This is a genomic window from Streptococcus sp. KHUD_013, assembly GCF_052588545.1.
In genome coordinates, this window is record NZ_CP186264.1 from 1,796,889 (window position 1) to 1,821,625 (window position 24,737).

The window sequence follows — 24,737 nt, forward strand, 5'->3', positions numbered from 1 at the left end:
ACTACATATTTTATTAATCTTCTTTCCCTTCAGCTTCGAAAGCTGCGCGAGCTTCCTTAGCTGCTTTTTCACGTGCTTTTTCTAGATCATCTACGTGGATAACATCGTCGTCTTCCCCTTCGTCAAGGTCGCGAAGTTCAACTTCTTTGTCATCTTCATCTAGGACACGCATATCCAATCCAAGTGATTGCAATTCTTTCACAAGTACTCGGAAGGACTCTGGCACACCTGGTTTTGGAATTGGTTTTCCTTTGGTAATCGCTTCATAAGCTTTCAAACGTCCGTTGACATCGTCTGACTTGTAGGTCAAGATTTCTTGAAGGACATTAGACGCACCATAAGCCTCAAGGGCCCAAACTTCCATTTCCCCGAAACGTTGTCCACCAAACTGAGCTTTACCTCCGAGTGGTTGTTGGGTAACCATTGAGTATGGTCCGACAGAACGAGCGTGGAGTTTATCATCAACCATGTGGTGAAGCTTGATCATGTACATGACACCGACAGAAACACGGTTGTCAAATGGCTCACCTGTACGGCCATCGTAAAGAATGGTCTTAGCATCGCTATCCATACCAGCTTCACGAACGGTATCCCAGAGGTCTTCTGAGCTTGCTCCGTCAAAGACTGGTGTTGCGATGTGGATACCCAAGTTACGAGCCGCCATACCAAGGTGAAGTTCCATAACCTGACCGATATTCATACGTGATGGCACCCCAAGTGGGTTCAACATGATATCAACCGGTGTACCATCTGGAAGGTAAGGCATGTCTTCCACAGGAACAATACGGGATACAACCCCTTTGTTTCCGTGACGACCGGCCATCTTATCTCCGACGCGGATCTTGCGTTTTTGTGCGATGTAAACACGAACCAACATGTTGACACCCGATTGCAATTCATCTCCGTTTGCACGCGTAAAGATCTTGACATCGCGAACAACACCATCTCCACCGTGAGGTACACGAAGAGAAGTATCACGCACTTCACGAGATTTATCTCCAAAGATAGCGTGGAGGAGACGTTCTTCAGCAGAAAGATCTTTTTCACCCTTCGGTGTTACCTTACCAACTAAGATATCGCCTTCTTTTACTTCCGCACCGATACGGATAATACCCATTTCGTCAAGGTTTCTGAGAGCATCTTCCCCAACGTTTGGAATTTCACGAGTGATTTCTTCAGGGCCTAACTTAGTGTCGCGCGTTTCTGATTCGAATTCTTCCAAGTGAACAGATGTATAGACATCTTCTTTCACCAAGCGTTCGCTCATGATAACGGCATCCTCGAAGTTGTAACCTTCCCATGTCATGTAGGCAACAATTGGGTTTTGACCAAGGGCCATTTCCCCTTTTTCCATCGATGGACCGTCTGCGATAAAGTCGCCTTTTTCAACGACATCGCCAACTTTTACAAGGGTACGTTGGTTGTAAGCCGTACCTGAGTTTGAACGACGGAATTTTTGGATATGGTAAACATCAAGAGATCCATCTTCCCGACGAACTTCTACCTTGTCAGCATCGGCATAAGTAACCTTCCCATCATGTTGCGCAATGACTGCAGCTCCTGAGTCATGGGCTGCTTGGTATTCCATACCAGTACCCACGTAAGGCGCTTTTGGATCGATCAATGGCACAGCCTGACGTTGCATGTTGGCACCCATGAGGGCACGGTTGGAGTCATCGTTTTCCAAGAAAGGAATACATGCTGTCGCAACGGCAACTACCTGTTTTGGAGATACGTCCATGTAGTCGACTTGATCAGATGGGAACTCTTGGTTGTTACCACGGTGACGTCCCATAACGATCGGCTCAGCAAAACCACCTTTTTCGTTCAACTTAGAGTTGGACTGGGCTACGATGTACTCATCTTCTTCATCAGCTGTCAACCAAACGATTTCGTTGGTGACCACACCTTTTTCACGGTCTACTTTACGGTATGGCGTTTGGATGAAACCATACTTGTTCAAGTGTCCATAGGATGACAAGTTGTTGATCAAACCGATGTTTGGTCCTTCAGGTGTTTCGATTGGACACATACGACCATAGTGAGTGTAGTGCACGTCACGGACTTCATATCCAGCGCGGTCACGTGTCAAACCACCAGGCCCTAAGGCAGACAAACGACGTTTGTGGGACAACTCAGAAAGTGGGTTGTGTTGGTCCATGAACTGGGACAATTGGGAAGAACCAAAGAATTCTTTGATTGCTGCAGTTACTGGACGGATGTTAATGATTTGTTGAGGTGTTAATACTTCGTTATCTTGAACAGACATCCGTTCACGAACGTTACGTTCCATCCGTGAAAGTCCAAGACGCACTTGGTTGGCAAGCAATTCACCAACGGCACGAATACGACGGTTTCCAAGGTGGTCGATATCATCCACGCGGCCAATACCTTCAGCCAAGTTAAGGAAGTAGCTCATCTCAGCAAGGATATCAGCTGGAGTGATGGTACGAACCTTATCATCTGGATTAGCATTGCCGATGATAGTGACAACGCGGTCTGGATCCGTTGGTGCCACAATCTTGAATTTTTGAAGAACGACTGGTTCTGTCAATACTGCTGAATCATTTGGAGTGTAGACAATCTTGTTCAAATCACCGTCCAAATGTTCTGAGATGCTGTCGATGACATCGCGTGTCATCACGGTACCAGCTTCTACAAGGATTTCTCCTGTTTCAGCATCTACCAATGGTTCTGCAATCGTTTGGTTCAACAAACGGTTCTTGATATTGAGTTTCTTATTGATCTTGTAGCGACCAACTGGAGCCAAGTCATAACGACGTGGGTCAAAGAAACGGGCTACCAACAAGCTACGAGAGCTTTCCGCTGTTTTTGGCTCACCTGGACGAAGACGCTCATAAATTTCTTTAAGGGCTTCATCTGTGCGAGAATCCATTGGGTTTTTGTGGATATCTTTTTCAACTGTGTTGCGAACCAATTCGCTATCCCCAAAGATATCAAAAATCTCGTCATCCCCAGAGAAACCAAGGGCACGAACCAAGGTCGTAAATGGAATCTTACGCGTACGGTCGATACGAGTATAAGCAATATCTTTTGAGTCTGTTTCAAGTTCTAGCCAAGCTCCACGGTTCGGAATAACCGTTGATCCATAGCCAACCTTACCGTTCTTGTCCACCTTATCATTGAAGTAGACACCTGGTGAACGCACGAGCTGAGATACGATGATCCGCTCTCCACCATTGATGATAAAGGTTCCCATCTCGGTCATGATTGGGAAATCACCAAAGAAGACTTCTTGCGTTTTGATTTCGCCTGTTTCCTTGTTGACCAAGCGGAAGGTTACAAAGATTGGGGCAGAATAGCTCGCATCATGGATACGTGCTTCTTCCAAGGTATACTTTGGTTCTCTGATTTCATAGCCGACGAATTCCAACTCCATTGTGTCTGTGAAGTTCGAAATTGGCAATACATCTTCGAAAACTTCTTTCAAACCATGATCCAGAAAATCTTTAAATGAATCCGTTTGGATTTCAATCAAATTTGGTAAATCAAGAACTTCTTTGATTCTTGAAAAACTACGACGGGTCCGATGTTTCCCGTATTGAACGTCATGTCCTGCCAAAGTTTTAACTCCTTTTCTATACTAGGATACCAGCTAGGGGAAAACCCTCTCTGAAAATCCGGTTTCTAGATCGCTTCTGACCATATCAGAATGGTTCTGATCCAGTCGAAACGATGTTATGAAGGGGGTGTGATCTACATCACGTGAGAAGAAATCTCCTCCGTATCATTCATCCTTTTTGGAATTTTTAGAAAGATTAAGTTTGTGTGACAAGCTCCGTTTTTTCTAAAAATAGGCACAAAAAGAGCAGCTAAATCGACTTTTATAAAGTTTGATTTAACTGCTGTAAGCTTCTATTTGGACAATATTTCAAATAAAGCGCACGACAAATTACTTGTCCTTATTATATCGTATTTTCATAAAAAACACAAGGTTTTCTCTAGACATGAAAACGATTTTATGGTATTGCAACTCGTTATTTTTATCTATTTTGTCCACTAGATGATGAACTAGCTGTCGTGTTCGAACTACTTGGCGTGTTCGAATTGCTTGTCCGGTTGCTATTGCGATTTCCATTGGAAGTATTAGCTGAACCGCCTAGAATTCCAGCCCAGGCACTAGCATAATCACTATCCGATCCACCAATTGCGAAGCGGTAGGTCGTTTGTGGAGCGCCATTTTTAGCCCAATAGCTGGTAACCGTCGCACCCGACACATCGATATCACGACCATTGACATTGACACGACCAGGTCGTTGTCCTGTCGATTTGAGAACAGTCGATGAAATAACACTGCTATCTAAGGTAAAGCGATCTTGCACGCCCCAAGCAGCTGGATCCGCCTGGTAGATGGCATTCGCTAAATAGGCCATGTAACTTGCGTTATTATTGTAGCCTGTCAACGGAGCCATGGAAGCATTGTTGTCATGTCCAATCCAGCCACCTAAGGTAAGATTTGGAGTAGACAGCATGAGCCACATATCTCCATTCTCATTGGTGGTTCCAGTTTTCCCGATCCAATCGGCATTTGCAAGAGTTGGATTGACCTGGCTGATTCGGCTCTTAAAGGTCGTTGTTGCACCAGAGCTGATGACACCTCTTAACAGGTCCTGCATGATAGTCGCAGTTGCTGCTGAGTAGACGCGGGTCGCCTTGCTCTCATGTTGGTAGACCACTTCCCCATTGCGATCCATGATTTTTTCAATCATGTAGCGCTTTTGGTAATTCCCATTATTGGCAAGGGTTTGATAACCATTTGTATGTTGAGCAACGCTTACTTCGATTCCGCCTCCCATTGGCAGACTTTCAATCCCATACTCAGCGATGTCGTAGCCCATTTTTTCCATATAGCCTGGGACATCGACACCCTTTTCACGAAGAGTACGATAGGTCCAATAAGCTGGGATATTCCATGAGGTGTTGAGGGCCTCTCGGAGGTCCATCATCCCAGTCCCTCGGTTATCCACGTGCATAATTGGCTCTCCACTAGAGAAGTTGGTTGGGTAATTGGAGAGGATACTATTGCTTCCCATCAAGCCTTGGTCAATGGCAATTCCATAGGCCAGCAAGGGTTTAATGGTAGACCCTGGAGAACGCTCCGTGTCAAAAGCATGGTTATTTTGATTCCCGTCAAAATTCCGTCCCCCAACAAAGCCAAGAATAGCCCCTGTTCGGTTGTCCATAAGGACATTCCCTACCTCTACCGTACCCGTTCCATCGTCCAAGATACCTCCATAATTGGCAACTGCTTCTTGCATGGCATTGTAGATAGCTTTGTTAATAGTGGTTTGGACCGTATAGCCACCCTCTCTCAATTCTTTCTTCGCCAACTCTTGATAAGATTTAACGGTCGAATTGTTTTTTAGGTCGTGGCTAGAGACGTTGTCTCTCTTGATTAAATACTCATACATGGCTTCTTCCGCTTCACTGACGGCTTGGAAATACAAGTAGTCGTGTGGCGTCTTCTCGATGCCATTTGACGGAAGGAAATCCTTACTTAAATCATATTGACTATATTGGTCGTACTCTTCCTTAGTGATAGCCCCTGTCCGATACATATTGTACAAGACATCCTTTGCCCGATCCAAGCCTAAAGCTTGATTTTCTGGAGTTTTGAGACTTCCATCAGAAGCATAAGGTGAGTAGACAATTGGGCTCTGTGGCAAACCAGCAATAAAGGCCGCCTGTGGAATGGTCAAGTCTTTGGCAGAAACTCCAAAAATCCCTTGAGCTGCCGCTTCTACTCCAGCAATATTTTGTCCACGGTTGTTTCGACCAAATGGAGATACATTGAGGTAGGTCGTTAAAATTTCGTCCTTATCCATTACCCGCTCAAGAGCAAGGGCATCGATAATCTCCGCAGCTTTCCGTGAGAAGGTCGGTGCATCTCCCACAACTTGTTGTTTGATCAACTGTTGGGTCAAAGTCGAACCCCCACTAGAGGAACCTACTCCAGCAACTGAACCCAAGGTAGCCCGGATTACTGCTTTTGGAACAACCCCGTTATGGCTGTTAAAATTCTCATCTTCTGTGGCAATGACGGCCTTTTTAACATTGTCCGAAATCGCATCCTTTTGAACAGGAATCCGAATGAGGTCACTGTCAATATCAGAAATGACACTCCCATCTGAGTAGGAAATCTTTGAAACACTGGAAATGTTTCGTACTTGTTGAACCAGCTGTGTTGGATCCGGTGTTTCTGTCGCATTAAATAGACTGGCCGCATAGCCAATCGCAATCCCTGCTCCAAACAAGAGGCCACCTAAAGCAAACACTAGTAGCACATCCCAAAGGAGCTTCATGGTTCGGAGAACTGTCGCTACGAAATCTCCTAATGACCAGCCCTCCTTGTTTTCTTTCTCATTGACTTCAACAGTCATTTTGGCAAAGAAGCCTTTTATTTTCTTCCCGCACTTTGTAAAAAATTCTCTCATTTGACTCACTCTATTTCTCCTTGTCCTTCCTATTATACCAAATGGACTACTTTCTTTTCAATTCCTAAAGTTGAGAACACTGTTTCCAATTGGATTTTTTTCGTCCATTCATTGCTATTTCAAGTCATTATGGTAAAATAGAGAGAAACCATACAGATACTGGACTGTTTTCATCGATCTGGCCAGTAGCTTAGAAAAGGAGAGAACGATGCACATTTTTGATGAGCTAAAAGAACGTGGTTTGATTTTCCAAACGACTGACGAAGATGCTTTGCGTAAAGCCCTAGAAGAAGGACAAGTATCGTATTATACTGGCTACGATCCAACTGCTGATAGTTTGCACCTTGGGCACCTTGTTGCCATCTTGACCAGTCGTCGCTTACAATTGGCAGGCCACAAACCTTATGCGCTTGTCGGTGGTGCGACCGGACTCATTGGAGACCCTTCTTTCAAAGATGCCGAGCGCAGTTTACAAACTAAGGAGACTGTAGACGGTTGGGTCACTTCTATCCAAGGGCAATTGTCTCGTTTTTTAGATTTTGAAAATGGGGAAAACAAGGCTGTCATGGTCAACAACTATGACTGGTTTGGCAGCATCAGCTTCATTGACTTCCTTCGCGACATCGGAAAATACTTTACTGTCAACTACATGATGAGCAAGGAATCTGTGAAGAAACGAATTGAAACAGGGATTTCTTACACTGAATTTGCCTACCAAATCATGCAAGGCTACGACTTCTTTGTCCTCAACCAAGACCACAATGTCACTCTGCAAATCGGTGGTTCTGACCAATGGGGAAATATGACAGCTGGTACTGAGTTGCTTCGTCGGAAGGCTGACAAGACTGGTCACGTAATCACTGTGCCCCTCATCACAGACGCAACTGGTAAGAAATTTGGTAAATCTGAAGGGAATGCTGTCTGGCTCAACCCTGAAAAGACTTCTCCATACGAAATGTACCAATTCTGGATGAACGTCATGGACGCTGACGCAGTTCGCTTCTTGAAAATCTTTACCTTCTTGTCACTGGATGAGATTGAAGAAATCCGCAAACAATTCGAAGTAGCTCCACACGAACGCTTGGCTCAAAAAGTCCTTGCTCGTGAAGTCGTGACTCTGGTTCACGGAGAAGAAGCCTACAAAGAAGCCCTTAACATCACTGAGCAACTCTTTGCAGGAAACATCAAAAGCCTTTCTGTCAAAGAACTCAAACAAGGACTTCGTGGTGTGCCAAACTACCAAGTACAAGCAGACGAAAACCACAACATCGTAGAATTGCTCGTATCATCTGGCGTAGTTAACTCAAAACGCCAAGCCCGTGAAGACGTACAAAACGGAGCTATCTACGTCAACGGTGACCGCATCCAAGACCTTGACTATGTCTTAAGTGATGCAGATAAGTTAGAGAACGAACTCACTGTTATCCGCCGTGGGAAGAAAAAATACTTTGTCTTGACTTATTAAAAAGAAGACCTCTGAAACTATGACTTTCAGAGGTTTTTTGGTACACTAGAAGTATCATGACGATCAAACCAAAATTACAACGATTTCAGACCGCAACAGCTTTTGCCTGTCCCATCTGTCAGGAAGCCCTTGACCTGGTCCAACAAAGCTTGACTTGTCCCAACCGTCACTCCTTTGACCTTGCTAAGTTTGGCTATGTGAACTTGGCTCCACAAGTGAAGCCCTCTAAGGACTATGACAAGGAGAGTTTCCAAAACCGGCAACTAGTTTTAGAGAACGGCTTCTACGACCATATCCTTACTACCCTATCAGAATGCTTGTCTCCACTGGACCATCCATCCAACATTTTAGATATTGGTTGCGGGGAAGGGTACTATTCTCGCATCTTACAAGAACGGTATCCAGACCATTCCTTTTACGCCTTTGATTTGTCTAAGGAATCGATCCAGCTGGCTGCTAAGAGCGACCATGAATGGAAGGTCAAGTGGTTTGTCGGGGACCTAGCTCGCCTCCCTCTTTTAGACCAGAGTATGGACCTTCTTCTAGACATCTTTTCGCCAGCGAACTATCAGGAATTTAAACGGATCCTGGCCCCAGACGGTCGCCTTATTAAGGTTATCCCAACAGCAAGCCATCTGCAAGAAATTCGTCAGAAGGTTAAGGAGCACCTCGATCAGGCCGATTATTCCAATGAGCAGATTATTCGACATTTCTCTGATCATTTTACGGTTGAACAAAGCCTCCATTGCCAGGAAACTTTCGAACTCACACCAGCATTGCGGGAGGCTCTTCTGAGCATGACGCCTCTCCTCTTTCATGTCGATGCATCTCAAATCGACTGGAGTGATTTGACTCACATCACGATTTCTGCCACTATTTTGGTTGGAAGAAACAACTAACAAACACCCTCCATTGATTGTGATATGTACCCTCTTTACTGGACACCCAGTAAGGAGGGTATTTTCATGCGTTACAGTCATGAGTATAAGTTAGAGTGTATTGAGCTATATAGAAAAGGAATATGGCCTGAAACACCAGAAGGAATAAAAACATCAAACTTTCATCTAATGGTTCGATACTGGGCTCGTATCGAAGAAGAAAATGGACCAGATGCATTAAAGCACTTAGGTAATAACAAAGTGTGGACCCCTGAAGCGAAATATGAATTAGTTGCTAAAGTATTAGCAGGACAATCCAACAAGTCAGTTGCTGTTTCTGCAGGTATAAATAATGGAATGCTATATACCTGGGTTCGCAAATACAAAGAATTAGGTTACAATGGTCTTGTGAATAAAAAGAAAGGTCGCAAGAGTAAGAACCCTGTTATGAAAAAGAAAACGATTAAGCCCAAACCTTTAACTGAATCAGAACGTGAAGAGTTAATCAGACTAAGAGAAGAAATTGCGGCAATGAAAGCGGAGATTGAAGTAGTAAAAAAAAGGATCGCCTTGAGGCAAGAAAGATGGGCTGCGCAACTCAAGGCGAAAAAGCAGCAATCATCAAAGCGCTCAGAGAAGAAGGATACCAATTAAAGCACCTACTAAAAGGTTTAAATATGCCTAAATCAACTTACTACTACGAAATCAGTAAAGTTGATACTGTAGACTTTAGAAATATTAAGCTCACTGAAGAAATCAAGAAAATATTTAGCCAGCATAAAGGTAGATATGGTGTGAGAAGAGTGTATAGAGAGCTCTTAAGACGTGGAAATTCTGTCAATCATAAAAGAGTACAACGTATCATGCATTCACTTGGATTGCAAGGCAAAAGACCTAAAGAAAAGTATCACTCATTCAAGGGTGAAGTAGGTAAAGTAGCACCAAACATAATAGATAGAGACTTTACAGCAACAGCACCACTTCAGAAGTGGACAACTGATGTATCTCAGTTTAACTTTTCATGGGGAAAGTGTTACCTTTCTCCGATAATTGATATGTACACAAATGAAGTTATTTCATATGACTTGTCGATGAGTCCAAACCTAAATCAAATCAAGAGAATGCTAGAGATGGCGTTTAAAAAGTTCAAATCACTTACAGGATTAATATTTCATTCAGATCAAGGATGGCAATATCAACACAACTACTATCGTCAGGAACTAAAAAACAGGGGAATTATCCAATCAATGTCTAGACGTGGCAATTGTATAGATAATTGCATTATGGAAACATTCTTTGGACGTCTAAAGAATGAAATGTACTACAGCTACGAGAAAGAATATGAATCATTTGAGAGCTTTTCAAAAGCACTAGATGAATACATAAGTTATTACAACAATGAAAGAATACAAGGAAAAACAAAATGGATGCCACCTGTAATGTACAGGATAGCATCCATGTGTTCCACTTAGTTCATAACATGTGTCCAGGATTCTGGGTACATATCATTGACAAATGGAGGGTGTTTTTTTATGTTTATAGATTAGTCACTTTCCTCTACGCCGATTTGTTGACGGTAGGCTTTGGGCGACTTGCCACACAACTTGCGGAAAACCTTGTAAAAGTAACCGACATTACTGTAGCCGACTTCATAGCAAATATCTTCAATACTTTCAGTTGTGGATAAAAGTAACTGTTGGGCCGCTTTGATCCGTTGTTTATTCAAGAGCTCAGCAAAGGTAGAATTGGTCTCACGTTTAATCAATTGTCCTAAATAAACGGGATTGATATAGAGATCTTTGCTGATATCCTTGAGCGACAGTTCCTTCCGATAGTCACGTCCGATAACTTCCAAGACAGTCGCCACATTATTGTTCATTCGATATTGAGAGAAGAAATTCTCCAATTGGTTCCGAACGCAGGTAACAAGATCCTCGAAAGTCGTTGTCTCATGAACAGTTTTCACAACTTCTATCAGGTCATCTCCATGCAAGTGTTCAAATAAATGAAAGACATCCATAATGAACTGAATAAAGAGTTGCTTGGCTATCGCCACTTTTGGAGTATGGCTTTTCACGGTTTCTTCCAACCAGTTCAACTCCTCTAAAATCTGTTGGATATTCCCCTGGATGATGACACGGTAGATGGGTTCGTAGTAATTAAAGACGCCATCTTCTTCTTCCAAAGGGAGATCCCCATAAAATAGACTTCGTTCAACAAGCTCTTTAAATTGTTGAAAATGTTCCTTATAAGGTGCTTGGAAACGACGCTGTAGGAAAGCCCCCTCATCCTCATCTGAAAGATAGAGTTGAAGATTTTGTCCCAAGACCTGATAAGACGAACTGGCAAAGCCTTTCCTTTCCTTATCCACTCCAATCCAGAGTTGCTTTCTTCCTCGGATGGCCTGCTCAAACTCTTCTTCTGACCAATCTTCATGAAGGAGCCGATTGGCCGTCTCTTGATCTGGTTTTTTCAGAGTTTGAGATAATTTTTCTAGGATATTCCCCAACTCCACCTTATTGACAGGCTTTAACAGATAGTCTGCTACCCGGAGGTTTAAGGCTTTTTTTACATAAGCAAAATCTTGGTAACCCGACATAATGATATAAGCTGCATGGGGAAGAATAGACTGCATTTGATCAATCATTTCCAGACCAGTTTTTCCTGGCATATTGACATCCGTAATCACGATATCTACTGGATAATCCGCAACATAAGCCAAGGCCTGATCCGCATCCTCTGCTGTGTACACAACCTCCATGTCCCATTTTTCAAAGGGAATCAGTTTTTTCAACCCCTCAGTAATCATATATTCATCGTCAACCAATAAGACTTTATACACGATTTCTTCCTCTTAAGTGTCCTCGATGGTAATCGTATAGAGAACACCTTTTCCTTTTTCTGATGTAATTTGAATGTGGTAACGATCCCCAAAGTAGAGAAGGAAACGCTCGTGGACATTGACAATCCCAATTGATTGTCGTTCCTTACTCTCTTCTACTTCTTCTCGAGGATCCCTATGACTCAATATTTGTTGGATCCGTTGCAACTGGTTCGGTTCCATTCCTCTCCCGTTGTCTTGAACACGAATCTCCACAGCTTCTCCAACACGACGGACTTTGATACTAATGACATTGTCCTTGCGTTTGTGATCAACTCCATGAACAAAATAATTTTCCACTAGCGGCTGAAGAGTAAACTTCGGAATAACCATCTCTTCCAGACCGGGTTCAATTTTAAAGCCATAGGCAATTGATTTTGGATAGCGCACCATACAGAGATAGCTGTATTTTCTACAAAATTCCAACTCATTTTCGATGGTCGTCTCTTTCTCCTCTGAAATATTGTTTCGAAGGAGACTGCTAAATTCGTAAATAATATCGGCTAATTCTTCTTGATCCTGCATGACTGCATACATGCGAATAAACTCCATGGTATTATACATGAAATGCGGATTAATCTGCGCTTGTAAGGCCTTCATATTGGCATCTTTTTGGCTCAGTTGTAGCTGATAGATATCCCGAATAGACTTGTCCATATTGTCCAACATGGTATTGGTCATTTCTGCAACTAGGAGGAGTTCCTGCTCTTTGGTATCCACATTGATCCGTCGCTCAGAGTCCCCCTGGCTGATGGCTTCCATGGTATCTACCAAATCCAACACTTGTCTTTGGTAATTACGGAAAATTCGTTGAAGCAAGAGATACAAGACTAAGACCAGGATTAAGGCGACCGAAATCATCCAGGTAAAACTAAATAAGGCTGTTCGAACCGTGTAAGAGGTCGGAATCCCAACCCAGATTTGATAACCGTAAGCAGTATCCCGCACAATCCACTGACTATGATCTTCTGGATTGATGTCTCCCCTGTGGTAAAAAACCTTCCCCAAGGGATTATAAATCTGGACGGCAACTGGAATCGTGTCTTGAATATTGTCGACAACAGAATCCAAAAGCGCTGGATTGATTTTAATATAAGCCAGTCCAATATCTTCGCCAGTCGTAACATCCGTCAAGGAAACCGGAATCGCTTGTGAACTAGCCACGTATTGATCCGCTGGAACTTGTTGCCCTCCTTTTTTACTTTTACTGGAGACAAAGACCGTTGTGTAGTCATTTAACACCAAATCAATTTCATCCAGGGCGTCGTGTTCCAAGTAAAGAGTCTCAACATTGCGGTGTAGGGAGACTTGAATATAGTTGGAAAAATAATTGTCCAGGCGCCAACTTTCATATTCAGAAGGTGTCATTGAAAAATACTTGTAAACACCTTCAAGTTTGGCTGGATTTTCAACCAGACTCTTCCCCCATTGAGAAGATCTCTTATAAATATCCTCCACCTCAGCAGTCAAGCGAGAGGAAATCAACTGAGCGATTCGATCTGTCTCTGCTCGTTGATTATGCCAATAGACCAACGATACCGTCACACCTAAAGTCGTGATGATCCCCACCATGATATAGGCATAGAACTTCAAAAGAGTCGCTAACCATATTTTTTTCATAATTAAGAAACCACTTTAGAGCGAATTGTTTCATAGACGGGTTGAAAAATATCATTGACAAAGAAATGCCACAAGCCCAGTAAAACAAAGAAAAATAAAGCCGGAACGAAATGGGTAACAACCCCTAGAAGAAAGGTCCCCAAGAGAAACTTGGTCACTGCACGAATATCAAGAAAAGCACCAATAAAGCTCAGCTTCAAGCTGTTGAGGTAGGACAAGTCAAAATGGACTTGAAGCTTGAGATAGACTGCAAAAGTCAGGGGAGCCACCAATAAGAAAATCAAATTGACCAATAAGATAAAAATCTGAAACAGGGACAAGTGGGGCAATTGAACCATCAGATACATACCATAAATAAGAATGGCTTCGATCAAAAAAAATGTATAGAAAACCTGGTTGGCCCGACGGAAATTTTCTTTATAGAGCGACCAAGCTTCAGACCAAGCATATTGCTTGTAATCAGATCCATGTTCGGCATATAGACTCATAATCGTTGCACTAGCAGGCCCAAATCCAAATAGGATGCCTCCACAAAAAGTTAGCGCCCAAAAGATTCCTGTTGCCAGCATGGCTAAATAGACCCTTGTAAAAATAAATTCAATCATTCTTCCCATAATTTGTCTCCATGTTCATTTGCTGTAGAGGGGAACTTCAATCAAGTTAGTATAGTTTCCCTAGTACAACTGATGATTATACCCTATATTATAGCACATTTCCTCTGATGATTTCGATTTCGAAATCATCAACAGAAAAGACTTTGAAGTGCGAAGACCTCAAAGTCTTTTGATAGACTTAAGCAAGTAATGCTAGCTTATTTCTTAGCAGCAAGGTACTCATCGTATTGTTTTTGGATTTCATCCAAGACTTTTTGGTAGGCACCTTCTGATTTCAATTTTTCAAGCATCTTAGGAATTTCAACTTCAGGATCTACTGTACCTGTATTGATGGCACTTGTGAATTGGTTCAAAGTGTTTGTAAGGGCAGTGATTTCTGATTTCACGTTTTCAGTGTTGAAGATGAATCCAAGTGCTGGAGATTCTTTTGCAGTTTCCAAGTCTTTCTTAGATTGTGCAATTTGCTCATCCGTTACGTTTTCGTTGATGTAAAGAATCCAGTTGTTACCAGTGTTCCATCCAGACATGTGAGTGTTTCCGTTGTATCCATCCAAGACTTTCACACGGTTTTCTTTACCTTCAACTTTTTCCCAGTTCTTGCCTTCTGGTCCGTAAACAAGACCGTTCAAGAGTTCTGGGTTTGTATTCAAGAGGTTCAATACTTCCATTGCTTTTTCTTTGTTCTTAGAGTTGTTTGAGATAACAAAGTTTGCAACTTGAGTAGTGTTGTTCTTCTTGTAAAGTTGAGTGAATGGTTTGATCTCGATCTTACGGTTTGCTACACGAGTAAGCAAGCTGTTACCGTAGTCAGCAGGTCCTACTGTTTCTTCACGTACCAACCAAGTATCTTGAGAAAGGTCATATCCAGTGTCGCTTGTAGCTACGTCTTTTGGAATGTATCCTGCTTCATAGTATTTATGAAGAGTCTTCAAGTTTTCAACATAACGTGGGATTGTGTAACGGTCAACGATCTTAGTTGTGTCACCTTGCAAATCGACAACGAATGGAAGTCCATCTACTGCGATGTAATCGAAGTCATCAGAAGGTCCACCATAGCTCTTGTTCATTGCGAATGGAACAACGTTTGGATCTTTTTCTTTGATCGCTTTCAAGACTGGTTCAAGAGAAGCATAGTCTTTTACGTTTGAGATGTCGATACCATATTTTTCAAGAAGTGGTCCGTTGAAGGCAAAGTTTTGTGAAGATGCAACGTTGGCTGCAACTGGAACAGCATAGATCTTGCCGTTTACAGTATTCCCTTTGATGTAAGCTGGGTCAAGTGCTTCATAGAGCTCTTTCCCTTCTTTCTTGTACAAGTCTGTCAAGTCAGCGTAAGCACCTTTTTGAGCGTTGATGACATAGTTGTTAGCAAAAGCAATATCGTAGCTTTCACCAGATGAGATGATAACGTTCATCTTCTTGTCGTAGTCACCCCAACCAAGGTATTGGATGTCTAATTTAACGCCAGCTTTTTCTTCGATGATCTTGTTCGCATTTTCTAACAAGGTATCCAAGTTATCCGGTTTGTCACCGATTTGGTACATTTTGATAACTGTTTTGCCGTCTTCACTCTTAGATGATTTTTGGTTATCACCCGTCAAGTTACCACAAGCAGCAAGAGTTGCTCCAAGTGCGAGAACGCTAGCAGAAGCTAAAGCATATTTTTTCCAATTTTTCATGAGAAAAACTCCTTTTTTATTTTTCTTTATTAACATTATGAAGGGTGGGTAAGAAAGGTTCGCTTACTCTTTCACACCACCGATGGTCAATCCTTTTACAAAGTAACGTTGGAAGAATGGATAGAGGATAGCGATGGGAACTGTTGCCACCACCACCATGGCCATCCGTCCAGTTTCCTTAGGAAGGGATTGGACTGCACCAGCGATTTGGCTAGATGCACCGACGGATTTAGAGATGTAATCCATATTATTTTGGATTTGCATCAGCAAGTATTGAAGAGGATAGAGGTTTTCACTCTTGATATAGAGGAGAGCGTTGAACCAGTCATTCCAGAAGCCGAGGGCTGTAAAGAGACTGATGGTTGCAATCCCTGGGAGAGAAAGTGGTAAACAGATCTGGAAGAAGATCCGTGTTTCACTGGCTCCATCTATCCGAGCAGACTCAAGAATAGCTTCTGGGATCGTCCGTTTGAAGAAAGTCCGCATCAAGATGATGTTAAAAGGACTCAATAACATCGGAATGATGAGGGCTCCAACCGTATCTCCTAAATGAAGCAACTGAGTGGTAACGATATATCCTGGTACCATCCCTGCACTAAAGAGCATACTCAAGAGGGCAAAGACAGTAAAGAAGTTTCTGTACTTAAAGGTTCTACGAGAGATCGCATAAGCGTAGGTCGTTGTAATAAAGACATTACATGCTGTCCCTACAATCGTTACAAACAAGGTAATGAAGAGGGCTTGAAGAATCTTATCCTTAAATTGAACAAGGAAAAGATAGCCATCTGTACCAAACTTAGCAGGCCAAAATTGGAAGCCGTGAATTGCCAAACTTTGTTCATCTGTCAAGGAAATCATGACAACGAAGATGAAGGGTAAGATACAGGATAGAGCAACCAAGCCGACGATGCTACTAAAGAAGATGTCTGCTTTCTTACTGAAGGAGTGGATCCCAACATTATCAACTTTTTCTTTTTTAATTTTTGATTTTGCCATGGTATCCTCCTTTCTAGAAGAGCGCTGCATTCTTATCAATCCGACGTGCTACAATATTAGAAAGTAAAACGAGAATCAATCCGACAACTGATTGGTAAAGACCAGCCGCTGCGGCCATCGCAATATCTCCTGATTTAGCAAGTCCGTTGTAGACATAGACATCAATTACGTTTGTCACACTATAAAGGGCACCTGAGTTATGTGGGATTTGGTAGAACAATCCAAAGTCAGCACGGAAGATATTTCCGATGGCAAGGATGGTCAAGACCGTAATCAAGGAAGACAACTGAGGAATGGTAATGTGGCGGATTCGCTGCCACTTAGATGCTCCATCCACTGTTGCTGCTTCGTAGAAGGTTGGATCAATTCCCATGATGGTTGCATAGTACATAACACTGCTATAACCAAAGCCTTTCCAGATTCCTAAGAAGAGGAGAAGCGCTGGCCAAATGGCAACCTCTGTATAGAAGTTGATTCCTTTCATCCCAAGTGATGTTAAGATGTGGTTAATCAAGCCTTTATCGACGTTTAAGAAGGCATCTGTAAAGAAGCTGATGATAACCCATGACAAGAAATAGGGGAACAACATTGATGTTTGAAACACTTTAACCAACCGTTTGGAACGCATCTCACTAAAGATAATGGCAATCCCAACAGAAACAATCAAGCCCAAGAAAATAAAGGCTAGGTTGTAAAGGACGGTATTTCTTGTAATGATATAAGCATCTTTAGAACTAAAGAGGAATTTGAAGTTATCAAATCCTACCCACTTACTCTTCATTACACTATCAATAAATCCCTCTCCGGTGATATGATAGTCTTTAAATGCGACAACGTTTCCCAAAACAGGTATGTAGAAGAATAAAATCAACCACGCTGCACCTGGTAAAACCATCAAGAAGAAAATAAGGTTTTCTCTCAAGGTCTTAACAAACTTTTTCATCTGACTCCCCCCTTTGTCATTTTATTTTTGGTAACGTTTACATTTTTTATTATAAAACTCTATGAAAACTTTTTCAAACTCCTAATTATAGAAAAAATTCTACAAATTTATGACATAGCCTTAAAAATGGAGAAAAAAGGAGAAGAAATGCCTCCATCGGACATCTTTCTCCTCATTCAACAGCATTTTCTTTAAAGACACCCTTTTTGAATTAGGTCGTATAAATGGTCGAAGCTGTCGCAATGGTATGCCACTGGTTTGCTGTAGTTGCTGCAAAGTCCTTATCTGCGTAGAAGTCATTAAATGGCAAGATGTCTACTTCTAGTTCGTCGATACGAGAGATTTCGCCTGCTAGGTAGTTTTCAATGCGGCTTTCTGCGCGCTTGATCCGTTGCAAGAGCCCACCCATACGAATATCCACGGTATCCAAGCCAAAGACCTTGTTTTCTTTCAACCATTGGTGGCTAAAGAGGTCATGGAAGTGTTCAATCTGGCTTCTGAGTTTTGGCAATTCTTCTCTAGCGATTTGTTGCAGGCTCTCTTTATCATCTGCGTGATAGGCCTCACGGATGCGTCGACCTACATCCACTTTGCTACTTAAAATAGCATTCAACTGAGCCTGAGTTTCGAAAAGGTAAGAATAGGCACCTGCTTTTTCTTTAATGTCAGAAAGGGTCTCAGCTGCCTTGGCAAAGTGAGGTTTGTCCTGTTCAGGAGTCATGTGCTTATCAAGGATTGGGCAGAGAACATCCTGATAAAAGACATAGCGATTAGGGTTGATCCCACTGAGATTGTCTGGTAGGTCTGGCAAGAGGTTGGCCAGATCCAGCTGCATAAAGTCCTCAACGGATAGGCCCGTATTGGTCTTGAAGTGGGCAGATAAACGTTCTAAATCATTGCGGTAGCTGAGTTCTGCCCAGATTTGCAAGCTTGGCAGAATAGAGAACTGAGCTGTTTCACCACCATTATCTCCCCAACCAGTCACAATGACTTCCTTGATCTGATTGGCACGACAGGCTTTATTAGCTTCGACTGCGATGAGACGACTGAAATGGTTATGAGGCGTGAAACCAATCCACTTCCAAGCACCACCTGCAAAGGCGATATCCTGGCTAATCTTGTGGTGGTTACGGAAGTTCCGGTTGTATTTTTCCTCACTATCTTGGTAATAATCCCAGTAAACCAAAGTCACACGGTCTTTGAGACGGTCTAGATAAACACGTGTTTCCTCTGGAATCTCCACATCGCGGTCATACTGACCATCTGCTGACATGAGCTTGAAGAACATATCGCTCCACATCTGGCAGTGGAAACCATACTTGTCTGCGATATCCAGCACGCGCTCCAAGTGTTGGCACATAAGGAGACTACGATCAACCACACCGTTTAGGATGAGGTAGCGTCCCAAACCAACTAGGTGAGCTTCGTCCATTCCGATATTGACCTTGCGAGTCTGTAGCTTAGATAGCGTCGCAAACATGCCATCAATCAGGTCATAAACCTTTTCTTCGCCAATGAGGAGAATGTCCTCAACATCACGAAGTTGCTGGACTTCTTTGACACTCCATTTGACAAAGGCTGACAAGTGGGCCAAGGTCTGGATACATGGTACAAAAGTCATATCAAACTGCTGGGCGTAGGCTTCAATTTCCTGTAACTCTTCAGCAGAATAAGCTCCACGGAAATAGCCAAAGTAAGGTTGTCCCTCAATCTGATAGGTGTCCTCCATATAGAGCTCAAAGGTTGAGTAGCCCATGAGAGCCAAGACCTCAATCATCAGCTTGGCAGATGCGACATTGAGCACGGCATTGCGCGAACAGTCTGCCATGTAGGCTAGATCTTCATAGGCAGCTTTTTCCTCAATCTCTACCTTGTCCCCTTCTGCTAAAGCTGTTGCGAGCACAGACAAGGCACGGTAGAGTTGATGAGGTTTGCGGTAGGTCAGTTGATACTGCCCATTCTCACCCTCGATAGAGATAGAAGCTTGGTCAGACTGAGCGACCGCTACTTCTACATCTGGTAGATAAATGTGATTTTTTAATACTTCGATAGCTTGGGCTTGTTTGGGACTAAGTCCTGTAAATCTTACCATTGGTTTTCCTCCTGTAACCAGTTTACAAGGGCACCGTAGAGATTGGCATCTGCCTGGTAGGTGCAAGCTTGAATGACTGGAGCGATGGTATATTCTTCATATCTTTCCACAAAGGCATCTACGGCTTTTTGAACCCCTTTGATAAAATCAGGGTTCTGACTGATAGAGCCACCTAGGCTAATGACATCTGGGTCGATCAGGTACTGGATATTGAGCAGTCCTTGAGCAAGATTACGGTTCATCCGCTCGATAGCTTCCTGGCAAAGGGTATTGCCGGTTGCCGCTTCTTGGTATACCTTGCGGCCATCCCAGTCAGACTGACCAGATTTTTCAATGACGTAGCGCACCATACTTCCCGTGGAAGCGAGTTGTGACCAGTTGTTGAGTTTTTCTGCAGGCTCGATGGTGGTCATGTAGCCAAACTCACCGCCCAGTCCATGGCGACCTCGGTGAAGCTTGCCATTGATAATCATGGCGCCACCGATCCCTGTACCAATCACGACACAAGCTGCATTTTCAATCTCAGGATGCGCCAGCAGTTCACTCAGTCCAACACAGTTGGCATCATTTTCTAGATGAACAGGGAGTTGGTGATGAGCAAGGACCTCATACCAAGAAAAACCATGAATGTAAGGAATGGCACTAATTCCTTCAATCACTCCTGTTTCTTGATTAACGGCTCCTGGCACACTCATGGCAATCCCACGATAGTCCTGTTCGGACAAGCGTTGCTCCAACCAAGCCAGCAACTCTTCCAGAGTCTCTGGAGTCGGAGTGCTAGCCTTATCTAAAATTTTTCCATCAGGTGTGAGACTAGCAAATTTTATGCCGGTCCCTCCGATATCAATGGTTGCAAGGGTCATGGCTTTCACCTGTAAAAAGGAGCGAGTCAGCAATCGATTCTTACTTTGTCGCTCCTCCTTTCTTGTTATGTTTACTTTTTGAAATTAGATTTCTTCTTTTTTGATCAATTCTGTACGAATTTCTTGTGGTGCCAATAGTCCTGAATGAACTGGATATGGGCGTTCCAGCAAGTCAAGAATGGTTTGTTGTTTGTCAGACACGCGAACATTTTCTTGGCTCATATTGTAGTAGCGAAGGACGTAACCTTCTTCATTTTCAGCAACTTTAAAGGCTGTTGGGCAGACTTGTGGCAAGTTGAGGGCTGGATAGTTGAAGAGACTGCCTGTTGCAGCGACGCTACCTTCTTGTTTTGCAACTTGAAGAGCTGTAAATGGCACCTGGAAGGCTTTGGCACGACGGAAGGCCGAGAAACGATCCTGAGCTTGATGGCATTCTACTGCAAACTCAACTTCGATAGCTCGCAAGCACTGGGCTTCTGGTGTTGGGAAGTAGCCCCAGTCACCGAGTTCCCCTGAAGCACGCAGAAGGGTTACAGCTATGGTGTCGTCTCCAAGGATTTCGTATTCGTGCAATCCTTTATTGGCTACGGTCACTCCTTTAACGTCGTCATACAAGCTGACAAAGGCTTGTTGGTGTTGTGGATTTTCAGGATTTTCCCAAGAAGCTGCTGGTTTATTTGGCCGTGTCACCACCTCATAGATGCTTTCCGAGTCATTGCTTGGGCGAGTGTTATGAGTTTTGACCAAGAGACGGATGCGGTGATCCTTCGCTGTATTGGTGAAGCGCGTCTTGAAGCGAATTTGTGGGTCATCCACAAAGACCGTCATCTCAGTCTCAAGAGGAATGGTTGTCAGCTCTTCTGAACGCCCTGCTTCTCGGTTCATAAACTCGATAATACCTCTTTGCTCCGCATCCAATTGTTCATCCGCGCTAACTGGAATAGTCAAGTCATGCTTGAGCAAGATTTTGGCATAGCGAGCATTATTTTCCAAGACCTCATGAGCTTTCAGCTCCGCATAGATGGGTTCTGTTCCTTTTGGTTGGAAGTAAATATATTCATTTCCAATATCACCGCGATCCTCGAATTGGATGAAGTCTTCGTAAGCTTCGTTAGTCGTCTTATCGTAAAGGGTCAAGCCATCATCAATACTGAGGGTTATAAATGGTGTATCGAGAACCCCATTTTGGTAAATACCATCATGATGGGAAGCTTTTCCTTCCAGAAGCTGGAAGGTAGTCCAAGAAAGAGGCGCTAGGTGAACTGGCACCGTCACGCGCACTTGACGAGCGATATAAGGTTGACGGAATTTATCCTTAGGCAAGGTATAGCCAAAACTTGCCCCCAAGTCTTCAATCTCAGCTTCTACAAGATGACCCTCTAAATCCTCTACATGGTAATCTGGCAAAGTCAAAGCCGCCATTTTCTTGAAGCCTTCTGTCGGGTGCAATTCCTTAAATGGACAAACCGCTACATCGACAATCGTGCTGACAGTGTCCACCTTGCTATGCAAGCCAGTGTTGATGACTGTAAAGAGGTGCTCACTCTGGGCTTTCTGAGTCGCTAGTTTCTCTTTCCATTCATTCAGAAGGTTGGTCTTGACAAAGTTTCCAACTTGATTGACCTTGGCAAAACGAACTTCCATTTCCTGGTGAACTTCGTCAATACTACAACCACAAATACTATCATGAGGTGCATTTTGTAAGAGTGTCTTCCAGGCATAGGTCAATTGATCCTTGTGATTGTGCCCACCTGTAAGGATGGTCAAAGGTTCCACCACTTGCTCTAGCAAATTGCTGTTCTCTTGAAAAGCTTGTTTGAGGTAAACGCGTGAAGAAGAAGTATTGGCAAGAGTGTACCAGCCATCGGTTTCCTGACTGGTCAATTCTCCTGTAACCGTTGATAATTGCTCAGGAAGCGCACTTTCCACTGCTTGCACATAGTCATCAAAGGAACTATGAATAAAAGTCACGTCAGGGAAGAGTTCGTTGGCCACGCGAATAGCTTCACTCAAGTTTCGTTGAACCGGTTGGTGGTCACAGCCGTTCATCATCAACCATTGGTTGGTCGATGCATAGTCACGAACGTCTGCCAATTTTTGTTTCCAGAAAGCCAAAGCTTCATCTTTATCCACTGGAATTTCGTTCCCGTTACTGTACCAGTTGGCAAAGAGAATACCCAGCACACGGCTACCGTCTGCCCCTTGCCAGTACATTTCAGAAAATTGAGAGGTAAACTGCTCATCTTCGAGGACCTGGTTGTCAAAGCCGATTGGTTTGACCCCACGCCCAAAGGCTGCTACGTGAATCCCTGATTTTTGAAGAATTTGAGGAGCTTGTCCCATATTTCCAAAGGTATCAGGGAAGTAACCAATCTGAGTAGATTTGCCCCATTTGGCACATTCAGCTTGTCCAATCAAGGTATTGCGGACATTGGCTTCACTGGAGATCAAGTAATCATCCTGCAAAATGTAGAATGGACCAATCTTGAGCTTGCCCTCGTCGATATAACGTTGCACCTTGTCGCGGTTTTCAGGACGAATTTCTAAATAGTCGTCAAGGACAATGGTTTGGCCATCTAAGTGGAAGCTCTTGAATTCAGGGTCATTTTCAAAGAGATCAAAGAGATTATCAAATAGTTCCACCAATTGCATGCGGTGACTTTCAAAAGGTAAATACCACTCACGATCCCAGTGACTGTGAGAAATAATATGTACAACAACATTTTCCATGAGTAAAACCTCATTCTAACTTAAATTTAAAAATATATTTTTGATTCTTTCCCAGAATCTGTTGAGCGACAGCTCATTAGCGAATATCCAAGTAATCCAAGACCAATTCACAGAACATCATGTTGGCCCAAGAGAACCATTCACGCGAATATTTGGTTGGATCATCCACGTGGAAACTTTCGTGCATGACACCTGTTCCACCATCGCAGGCAACCAACTGATCCAGCAAGAATTTCTTCTCAGCTTTATCTGTCGTTGTCAATCCTTGGATGGATAAAGCAATCGGCCAGATATAGCGATAGAAGGTATGAGAACTTCCGAGTCCGCTTGCGTACTTCCCTTCATAGAAGTAAGGGTTTTCAGAGCTCAAAATCGTCCGACGAGTAGCTTGGTAGACCTCATCGTCGATCGCGCAGTAGCCAAGATAAGGAGCAGCTAACAAACTTGGCACGTTCGGATCATCCATGATGCTAGCATTTCCTAAACCGTCTACTTCGAAGGCATAAATTTTTTCACCCTTGCTGTTAGTAGTGTAGGCGTAGTTTTCGATCCCTTCTTGAATCTCAGCTTGGAGGCGTTTGGCATCAGCAATAATGCTTTCGCTATCAGCTAGATTCAATGTTGCAAAGATTTCTTGCACATAACCCAAGACAACCACTGCGAACATATTGGACGGAATCAAGTAGCTATACTGACAGCAGTCATCACTTGGACGGAAGGCTGACCAGGTCATCCCTGTCACAGCGAAATCTGGCCCAAAGCCGTTATTGACCAAGGTATCTTCTTTACGGTCTGTATCCCGAACGAAGCGATATGGTGAGTTGTTATGGTCTTGTTCAACCGTCCATAAATGAAGAATTTCCTTAGTCGCAGTGACAAAGGTTTCATCAAATTGGCTAGTCTCACCAGTTTCCTTCCACAGCAGATAAGCTAATTGTAAGGGATAGCAAAGTGAGTCTACTTCATACTTGCGCTCCCAAATCCAGCCATTCAAATCGGTGTGGTCGGTTTCGTGGTGGCCTTTCCAGTTCTCCTCAATATTGAAGGAGTTGGCATAAGGATCTTTGAGAATCAAGGTCATCTGACGCTTGACCAAACCAGCAATGGTCTGGCGCAATTGGGGATCCCGTTTAGCCACATGAAGATAGGGCCTCAATTGAGCCGTTGAGTCACGCAACCACATAGCTGGAATATCCCCTGTCAACACAAAGGTTGACCCATCTTCTAAAATTTCAACTGTATTATCCAAAGTGTCTGTGTAGCAACGTTCAAAGACATCCACCCACTCCGGGTACTCCTTGGCACGTTCTGCTACTTGGTCCAGCCATTCTCTGACGATTTCTTTTGAATAAGTCATTCCTTTTCCTCACACGTATCGATTCTTTCCTATTCAGTATAAAAGATTTCAGATGGGAAATACATACGCAAACTATAGCCCTTTTTCTACAAACTTTTCTAGTTTTGAAAAAGGCTTTCCCATTTGAGGGGCTTCTGCTAAAATAAAGAAAGAAAAGGGCTTAA

At 43.2% G+C, this 24,737-nt stretch carries 16 protein-coding genes; 4 read left to right on the forward strand and 12 right to left on the reverse strand.

What is annotated here, in order from left to right:
• Nucleotides 1-13: 13 nt before the first annotated feature.
• On the reverse strand, nt 14-3,583 hold the full coding sequence (gene rpoB, locus ACOXXR_RS08635; protein WP_023027553.1) for a DNA-directed RNA polymerase subunit beta: 3,570 nt from the start codon (nt 3,581-3,583) through the stop codon (nt 14-16).
• A gap of 421 nt (nt 3,584-4,004) precedes the next feature.
• Entirely contained in the window at nt 4,005-6,455 is a 2,451-nt protein-coding gene (pbp1b, locus tag ACOXXR_RS08640) for a penicillin-binding protein PBP1B (RefSeq protein WP_445278875.1), read from the reverse strand.
• Nucleotides 6,456-6,663: 208 nt separating this feature from the next.
• Between pbp1b and tyrS the strand changes: the two genes are divergently transcribed.
• From tyrS to ACOXXR_RS08660, 4 genes are all read left to right on the forward strand, one after another.
• Nucleotides 6,664-7,920 (forward strand): tyrosine--tRNA ligase, encoded by a 1,257-nt coding sequence (gene tyrS, locus ACOXXR_RS08645; RefSeq protein WP_445278437.1) that lies wholly within the window; start codon nt 6,664-6,666, stop codon nt 7,918-7,920.
• A 56-nt stretch (nt 7,921-7,976) separates the two neighbouring features.
• Nucleotides 7,977-8,819, forward strand: a complete 843-nt coding sequence (locus ACOXXR_RS08650) for a putative RNA methyltransferase (protein ID WP_445278438.1) — start codon at nt 7,977-7,979, stop codon at nt 8,817-8,819.
• 66 nt (nt 8,820-8,885) lie between these two features.
• Nucleotides 8,886-9,452 carry a helix-turn-helix domain-containing protein gene (locus tag ACOXXR_RS08655; protein WP_023023319.1) on the forward strand — a complete coding sequence of 189 codons (567 nt, stop codon included), beginning with the start codon at nt 8,886-8,888 and terminating at the stop codon, nt 9,450-9,452.
• The gene (locus tag ACOXXR_RS08660; RefSeq protein ID WP_081697786.1) at nt 9,383-10,270 is read left to right on the forward strand and encodes an IS3 family transposase; all 888 of its coding nucleotides are present in this window, start codon (nt 9,383-9,385) and stop codon (nt 10,268-10,270) included. Before ACOXXR_RS08655 ends, ACOXXR_RS08660 begins: the two co-directional genes overlap by 70 nt.
• Nucleotides 10,271-10,341: 71 nt before the next feature.
• Here ACOXXR_RS08660 and ACOXXR_RS08665 read toward each other — a convergent pair whose 3' ends face one another.
• The 10 genes from ACOXXR_RS08665 to ACOXXR_RS08710 all read right to left on the reverse strand — a co-directional run bounded on the left by ACOXXR_RS08665 (nt 10,342) and on the right by ACOXXR_RS08710 (nt 24,573).
• Nucleotides 10,342-11,640, reverse strand: a complete 1,299-nt coding sequence (locus tag ACOXXR_RS08665) for a response regulator transcription factor (RefSeq protein ID WP_445278439.1) — start codon at nt 11,638-11,640, stop codon at nt 10,342-10,344.
• Between the two features lie 12 nt (nt 11,641-11,652).
• Nucleotides 11,653-13,299: a sensor histidine kinase gene (locus ACOXXR_RS08670; protein WP_023027548.1), complete on the reverse strand. Its 1,647-nt coding sequence runs from the start codon at nt 13,297-13,299 to the stop codon at nt 11,653-11,655.
• A 2-nt stretch (nt 13,300-13,301) separates the two neighbouring features.
• Nucleotides 13,302-13,913 (reverse strand): YesL family protein, encoded by a 612-nt coding sequence (locus ACOXXR_RS08675; RefSeq protein ID WP_270616157.1) that lies wholly within the window; start codon nt 13,911-13,913, stop codon nt 13,302-13,304.
• A 197-nt stretch (nt 13,914-14,110) separates the two neighbouring features.
• Nucleotides 14,111-15,592 (reverse strand): ABC transporter substrate-binding protein, encoded by a 1,482-nt coding sequence (locus ACOXXR_RS08680; protein ID WP_135783139.1) that lies wholly within the window; start codon nt 15,590-15,592, stop codon nt 14,111-14,113.
• 63 nt (nt 15,593-15,655) lie between these two features.
• Nucleotides 15,656-16,588, reverse strand: coding sequence for a carbohydrate ABC transporter permease (locus ACOXXR_RS08685; RefSeq protein ID WP_048717481.1), 933 nt, complete (start codon nt 16,586-16,588; stop codon nt 15,656-15,658).
• A 13-nt stretch (nt 16,589-16,601) separates the two neighbouring features.
• Nucleotides 16,602-17,531, reverse strand: coding sequence for an ABC transporter permease (locus ACOXXR_RS08690; RefSeq protein WP_126403651.1), 930 nt, complete (start codon nt 17,529-17,531; stop codon nt 16,602-16,604).
• A 211-nt stretch (nt 17,532-17,742) separates the two neighbouring features.
• Entirely contained in the window at nt 17,743-19,623 is a 1,881-nt protein-coding gene (locus ACOXXR_RS08695) for a beta-N-acetylhexosaminidase (protein WP_445278440.1), read from the reverse strand.
• A complete protein-coding gene (locus ACOXXR_RS08700) occupies nt 19,617-20,486 on the reverse strand; it encodes an ROK family protein (RefSeq protein ID WP_445278441.1) in 870 nt (289 codons plus the stop codon). The genes ACOXXR_RS08695 and ACOXXR_RS08700 overlap by 7 nt, the downstream gene beginning before the upstream one ends.
• An 84-nt stretch (nt 20,487-20,570) precedes the next feature.
• On the reverse strand, nt 20,571-23,216 hold the full coding sequence (locus ACOXXR_RS08705; RefSeq protein ID WP_445278442.1) for an alpha-mannosidase: 2,646 nt from the start codon (nt 23,214-23,216) through the stop codon (nt 20,571-20,573).
• A gap of 76 nt (nt 23,217-23,292) precedes the next feature.
• Entirely contained in the window at nt 23,293-24,573 is a 1,281-nt protein-coding gene (locus tag ACOXXR_RS08710) for a glycoside hydrolase family 125 protein (RefSeq protein WP_445278443.1), read from the reverse strand.
• Between the last annotated feature and the right edge of the window lie 164 nt (nt 24,574-24,737).

Bases quoted from the DNA above. Each gene is read 5' to 3' on its own strand.
- pbp1b (WP_445278875.1), bottom strand. From the start codon at position 6,455: ATGAGAGAATTTTTTACAAAGTGCGGGAAGAAAATAAAAGGCTTCTTT.
- tyrS (WP_445278437.1), top strand. From the start codon at position 6,664: ATGCACATTTTTGATGAGCTAAAAGAACGTGGTTTGATTTTCCAAACG.
- ACOXXR_RS08650 (WP_445278438.1), top strand. From the start codon at position 7,977: ATGACGATCAAACCAAAATTACAACGATTTCAGACCGCAACAGCTTTT.
- ACOXXR_RS08655 (WP_023023319.1), top strand. From the start codon at position 8,886: ATGCGTTACAGTCATGAGTATAAGTTAGAGTGTATTGAGCTATATAGA.
- ACOXXR_RS08660 (WP_081697786.1), top strand. From the start codon at position 9,383: ATGGGCTGCGCAACTCAAGGCGAAAAAGCAGCAATCATCAAAGCGCTC.
- ACOXXR_RS08670 (WP_023027548.1), bottom strand. From the start codon at position 13,299: ATGAAAAAAATATGGTTAGCGACTCTTTTGAAGTTCTATGCCTATATC.
- ACOXXR_RS08675 (WP_270616157.1), bottom strand. From the start codon at position 13,913: ATGGGAAGAATGATTGAATTTATTTTTACAAGGGTCTATTTAGCCATG.
- ACOXXR_RS08680 (WP_135783139.1), bottom strand. From the start codon at position 15,592: ATGAAAAATTGGAAAAAATATGCTTTAGCTTCTGCTAGCGTTCTCGCA.
- ACOXXR_RS08685 (WP_048717481.1), bottom strand. From the start codon at position 16,588: ATGGCAAAATCAAAAATTAAAAAAGAAAAAGTTGATAATGTTGGGATC.
- ACOXXR_RS08690 (WP_126403651.1), bottom strand. From the start codon at position 17,531: ATGAAAAAGTTTGTTAAGACCTTGAGAGAAAACCTTATTTTCTTCTTG.
- ACOXXR_RS08695 (WP_445278440.1), bottom strand. From the start codon at position 19,623: ATGGTAAGATTTACAGGACTTAGTCCCAAACAAGCCCAAGCTATCGAA.
- ACOXXR_RS08700 (WP_445278441.1), bottom strand. From the start codon at position 20,486: ATGACCCTTGCAACCATTGATATCGGAGGGACCGGCATAAAATTTGCT.
- ACOXXR_RS08705 (WP_445278442.1), bottom strand. From the start codon at position 23,216: ATGGAAAATGTTGTTGTACATATTATTTCTCACAGTCACTGGGATCGT.
- ACOXXR_RS08710 (WP_445278443.1), bottom strand. From the start codon at position 24,573: ATGACTTATTCAAAAGAAATCGTCAGAGAATGGCTGGACCAAGTAGCA.